Here is a 4,607-nt window from a genome sequence, read left to right as displayed (position 1 = left end):
GAGGTGTATAAGAGACAGGCTGTGGGGCGGGGAGGCGCAGGCGGTGCGCAAGAGCACGCCGAAGCGTCAGGCCACCGTCTCCATGGCGGAGCGGGCCGTGTGGCGCGCGCAGTCCTGGGTGGGGCTGAGCTCGCTGCGGACGGTGAGCACGACGGTGAACGATGACTGCTCGGGGCTGACGCAGCTGGCGTACCGCAAGCCGGGGCTGAGCGTGATTCCGGAGCGGACCCTCCCCGGGGAGAACGGGGTGAAGGCCATCTACCGCAAGGCGGGCGAGCTGGGCACGCTGCGCGAGACGCCCCGGGTGGGGGACATGGTGTTCTTCCGGGACACGCATGACCGGAACAAGGACGGGCGCCTCAACGACGGCCTCACCCACATCGGCATCGTCGAGCGCGTGGGCAAGGATGGCACGGTGACGTTCGTCCACCGCGCGGGAGGCGGTGTGAAGCGCGGCCGCTTCAACCTCGCGCGTCCCGATGAGCGCAAGGACGAGAAGGGCCGCGTCCTCAACGACTGGCTGCGCCGCCGCGACCGGCGCAACCGCGGGTACCTCGCGGGCGAGCTGGTGGCCGGCTTCGCTTCCGTGGACGAGCGCTGGAAGAGCCCCGCGCCGGTGGTGGCGGCGGCGAAGGTGAAGCGGCGGTAGTCGGCAGCGGGGTGGAGGTGACGCCAGGGCCGGGAGGCGCTATGCACGGCCCTGATGTCCACTTCGGATGGTCGGCCTGCTCAGGGGCCCACGGAGCCTGAGTCCGTGCACGCGGCACCCGGGCCGGACCCCGTGCCTCCGGCTCCTCCGGCCGCGCCCCAATCTCCTCCTCCGTCCCGGTCCACTCCGCGCGCGAAGTGGCCCCGGCGCCGCAAGGTGCTGCTCGCGCTCGTGGGGCTGCTGCTCGCCTTCGCGGTGTACGAGTACGTCACGCTGCCAGACGCCGAGCCGCTGGCGCGGGAGAACCCGAAGACGACGGCGCTCATCGAGCAACGCGCGGAGGAGGCGCGGGAGGCGGGGAAGAAGGCCCGCCGCCGCCAGCACTGGGTTCCGCTGACGTCCATCTCCAAGCACGCCGTGGCCGCGGTGCTGGTGTCGGAGGACGCCGGCTTCTACGGGCACGAGGGCGTGGACTCTTCCGAGGTGCGCAAGGCGCTGGAGGAGGCGTGGGAGAAGCGCCGCCTGGGCCGGGGCGCCTCGACGATTACGCAGCAGCTCGCGAAGAACCTCTGGCTGTCCACGGACCGCAGCCTGCTGCGCAAGGCGAAGGAGCTGATACTGGCCCACCGGCTGGAGGAGGCGCTCACGAAGAAGCGCATCCTCACCATTTATCTCAACGTCGCCGAGTGGGGGCAGGGCGTCTACGGCATCGAGGCCGGCGCGCGCGAGCACTTCGGCGTGTCCGCCTCGCAGCTCACGGTGGCGCAGGGGGCCATCCTCGCGTCCATGCTGCCGGCGCCGCGCAAGCGCTCGCCTTCCTCCGGCTCACGGGCGCTGCGGCGGCGCGCGCTGTGGATTGTCGACCAGCTCGCGTCCGTGGGGCGCATCACCGCCGCGCAGGCGGACGAGGCCCGCGCGGACATCGACCGGCTGTTGGGCCGCAAGCCGGCGGCCGAGGCCGCGAGCGAGGAGGACGACGACGCATGAGCGGGGCACACTCGGGAGTCGAGACCGGGCGCTTCAGTCCGCCCGGCGCCGCGAGACGAGCTGCTGGTAGGCCAGCGCGCAGACGGTGACGGCGGCGACCCAGGCGAGGAACGTCCCCACGAAGAAGAGCACCGCCGTGCACGCCACCAGCGACAGGAGGGCCGCGTAGGAGAGCGGAGGCCGGAGCAGCTTCGAGGCGGCGGCCATGGACAGCACATAGGTGGCGAGGAACGACGACGTCGAGAACGGGAGCAGGTCCGCGATTCGCAGCCGGCCGAGGTACGTCGCCGCGAGGCCGAGCAGCGCCGCGGCACCGAGCGCCGCGAGTGCCCGGTGGGGCGTGCCCGAGGCGGAGGTGACGCCGAGCCACGAGGGGAGCTGGCGCCGCTCGCCCAGCGCGAAGGTGAGGCGGCTGGTGCCCGCGACGTAGGCGTTCATCGGGATGAACGACAGCAGCAGCCCGGCGATGCCCACCACGCGCGAGGCATTGGGCCCGAAGACGTGCCCTGCCAGCACGACGAGCGGAGCCTTCGCACCGGTCGCCGCGCCGTAGGCCCCGGTGCCAATCGTGACGATGGCGAGCGGCAGGTACACCGCGGCCACGATGCCCACCGCGAGCATGCTGGCCCGCCAGATGTCGCGCGGCTCGCGGAACTCCTTCGCGAGCGGGGTGATGGCCTCCCAGCCGACGAAGGCCCAGAAGAGCTGCACGGCGGCGAGCCCCACCGTTACCGGGCCGCGCGAGAAGAACGGGGTGAAGGCCTGGACCTGGACATCCTGGAGCGCGCTCCCGACGATGAGCACCAGGCCCACGACAATCACACCGAGCGTCATCAACTGGGCTGTCGCGCTGACGCGCAGGCCCACGAAGTTGAGCGCATAGGCCGCGACGACCAGCGCCGTGCCGAGCGTGAAGACCATCACCTCCCCGCCGCCGAGGACGCTCGCGCCGTACTCGCCGGCGATGAGCGCCCCCACCGCCATGCCCATGGGCACCTGCGCCAGGAAGAGCCAGCCCGCGACGGCGCCCCAGCGGGGACCGAAGGCCCGCTCGATGGCATCGGAGAACCCCGCCGCGTCCGCCCGCTGCCGCGACAGCGCCGCGTACGTCAGCGCCAGCGGCAGGGACAGCAGCACCAGCCCCAGCCACGCCAGCACCGAGGCCGGTCCCGCCGTCTCCGCGGCCACGCCCGGCAGCACGAGCACTCCCGTGCCGAGCACCGAGCCGACGTAGAGCGACACGCCCTGCCACAACCCCAGGGTGCGGCGCAGGGGCTGGGTCTGTCCTGGTGCGGAGGAGAGGTCGTGACTCACTGTCGCGGTGGTGGATGACATGGCGGCTTCCTTTCCGGAAGACGTATGGCCTCTGGAAGTGGTCGGGACAATGGCCACTCCAGCGCGATTCGATATGACCACTTCGAACCAGCTACCATGCGGCCATGCGCCTCTCCCGCCGTGCGCTCCCGTCGCCGTGGCTGTTGCTCGCCGTGTTGCTCGCGCTGCCGCCCGCGTCGGCGGAGCCGCCCCCGCCCGCCGAGCCGGTGGTGGCCATCGTCCCGCTCGGGAAGGTGAGCCCGGAGGTGCTGGAGCGCGTGTCCGGAGAGCTCCAGGCGCGGATGCGCGTCCGGGTGCGCGTCGAGCCCCAGCGCGAACTGCCGAAGGAGGCGTTCCACGCGCCCCGCCGCCGCTGGCGCGCGGAGAAGCTGCTGGACGCCCTCGATGCGAGCCCGCCGAAGGGCGCGTGGAAGGTGGTGGGCGTCACCGAGGCGGAGATCTCCACCACCAAGGGCGACATCCCGGACTGGGGCATCGCCGGGCTGGGCAGCACGGGCGGCCTGTCCTGCGTGGTGTCCACGCACATCTACCGGAAGCACAGCAAGACGCAGGAGGCGCTGCTGCGGCGCATGGGAGACCTGGCCGTCCACGAGTTCGGCCACACGCTGGGCTTCCCCCACTGCGAGACGGAGGGCTGTGTCATGGCGGACGCGAAGGGCAAGGCCGTCACGTCCGCGGACCGCAGCACCGGCCACTACTGCGCGCGGTGCCTCGGGCTGCTGTCGGCCGAGGACCGCGCGCGGGTGAAGGAGGCACCGCGCTGAGGGGCTACAGCCCGCCCGCCTCCAGCGCGCCGCCCAGGCCCGGGAAGGGCTTGGTGAGGAGCGCGGTGAAGACGCTGTCCTCGAGCCGGATGCTCGCGGGCAGGTCGGGCAGGCCGATGCCACGGGCGTTTCGAGCCATGAGGCCGGGTGAAGAGAACGTGAAGTCGGGCGGCCCTCCCGCCGGGCAGGCAGGGGACTCGGCCGTGGCGGAGCGCCGTCCCGGCACGTACCTTCCGCGCGGATTACATGGGCCCCCAATGAATCAGGACGAAGTCGCCGAGCACGAAGAGGTGGATGAGGGCGAGCAGGCGCGGGTGCTGGAGCTGCTGCGCCGCTACGGATGGAATGCGACCTCGTTCCAGGTGCTCCAGCCGGGCTTCCGCTACTGGTTCGACCCCGCGGGTGACGCGTGCATGGCGTACGTGGACACGGGCGGAGCGTGGGTGACGGCGGGTGGGCCCATCGCCGCGCCGGAGCGGCTTCCCGCCGTGGTGGCCGGTTTCCAGGAGGCCGCGCGCGCGGCGGGCCGGCGCGTGTGCTTCTTCGCCACCGAGTCGCGCTTCACGCGGCTGGTGCCCATGGAGGAGCTGCCCATCGGCGAGCAGCCCGTGTGGGACCCGGCGCACTGGGAGGATGTGGTGCGCGGCAGCCGGAACCTGCGCGAGCAGCTCCGCCGTGCGCGCAAGCACGGCGTGACGGTGCGCGAGGTGCCCGCGTCCGTGCTGGAGGACGCGGCCCAGCCGATGCGCCAGGCGGTGGAGCGGCTGAAGGCGCGGTGGCTGGCGTCGCGCCGCATGGCGCCCATGGGCTTCCTGGTGCAGCTGCGCCCCCACGCCTTCGCGAGCGAGCGCCGTGCCTTCGTGGCTGTCTCT

The 4,607-nt window shown here is 72.5% G+C and carries 6 protein-coding genes; 4 read left to right on the top strand and 2 right to left on the bottom strand.

Annotation, left to right across the window (positions count from 1 at the left end):
* Together HG543_RS51675 and mtgA are read left to right on the top strand one after the other, a co-directional pair.
* A partial coding sequence (locus HG543_RS51675) for a C40 family peptidase (protein ID WP_169352368.1) occupies nucleotides 1–649 on the top strand: 649 nt, incomplete at its 5' end.
* Nucleotides 650–754: 105 nt separating this feature from the next.
* The gene (mtgA, locus tag HG543_RS51670; protein ID WP_371876574.1) at nucleotides 755–1,636 is read left to right on the top strand and encodes a monofunctional biosynthetic peptidoglycan transglycosylase; all 882 of its coding nucleotides are present in this window, start codon (nucleotides 755–757) and stop codon (nucleotides 1,634–1,636) included.
* A gap of 33 nt (nucleotides 1,637–1,669) precedes the next feature.
* Here mtgA and HG543_RS51665 read toward each other — a convergent pair whose 3' ends face one another.
* Nucleotides 1,670–2,971, bottom strand: a complete 1,302-nt coding sequence (locus tag HG543_RS51665; protein ID WP_169352366.1) for an APC family permease — start codon at nucleotides 2,969–2,971, stop codon at nucleotides 1,670–1,672.
* A gap of 104 nt (nucleotides 2,972–3,075) precedes the next feature.
* Here HG543_RS51665 and HG543_RS51660 point away from each other — a divergent pair, with 104 nt between their 5' ends.
* Nucleotides 3,076–3,735, top strand: a complete 660-nt coding sequence (locus HG543_RS51660) for an archaemetzincin (protein WP_169352365.1) — start codon at nucleotides 3,076–3,078, stop codon at nucleotides 3,733–3,735.
* A 4-nt stretch (nucleotides 3,736–3,739) separates the two neighbouring features.
* Here HG543_RS51660 and HG543_RS56715 read toward each other — a convergent pair whose 3' ends face one another.
* The gene (locus tag HG543_RS56715; protein ID WP_281404562.1) at nucleotides 3,740–3,874 is read right to left on the bottom strand and encodes a hypothetical protein; all 135 of its coding nucleotides are present in this window, start codon (nucleotides 3,872–3,874) and stop codon (nucleotides 3,740–3,742) included.
* 118 nt (nucleotides 3,875–3,992) lie between these two features.
* Here HG543_RS56715 and HG543_RS51655 point away from each other — a divergent pair.
* On the top strand, nucleotides 3,993–4,607 hold a 615-nt coding region (locus HG543_RS51655), incomplete at its 3' end, for a phosphatidylglycerol lysyltransferase domain-containing protein (RefSeq protein ID WP_169352364.1).

Origin of the sequence: Pyxidicoccus fallax (assembly GCF_012933655.1) — a bacterium.
In the GTDB taxonomy this organism is placed as follows: Bacteria; Myxococcota; Myxococcia; order Myxococcales; family Myxococcaceae; genus Myxococcus; species Myxococcus fallax.
Note: the sequence above shows the minus strand (reverse complement) of the source record. Positions and strands in the feature narration are given on the sequence as shown.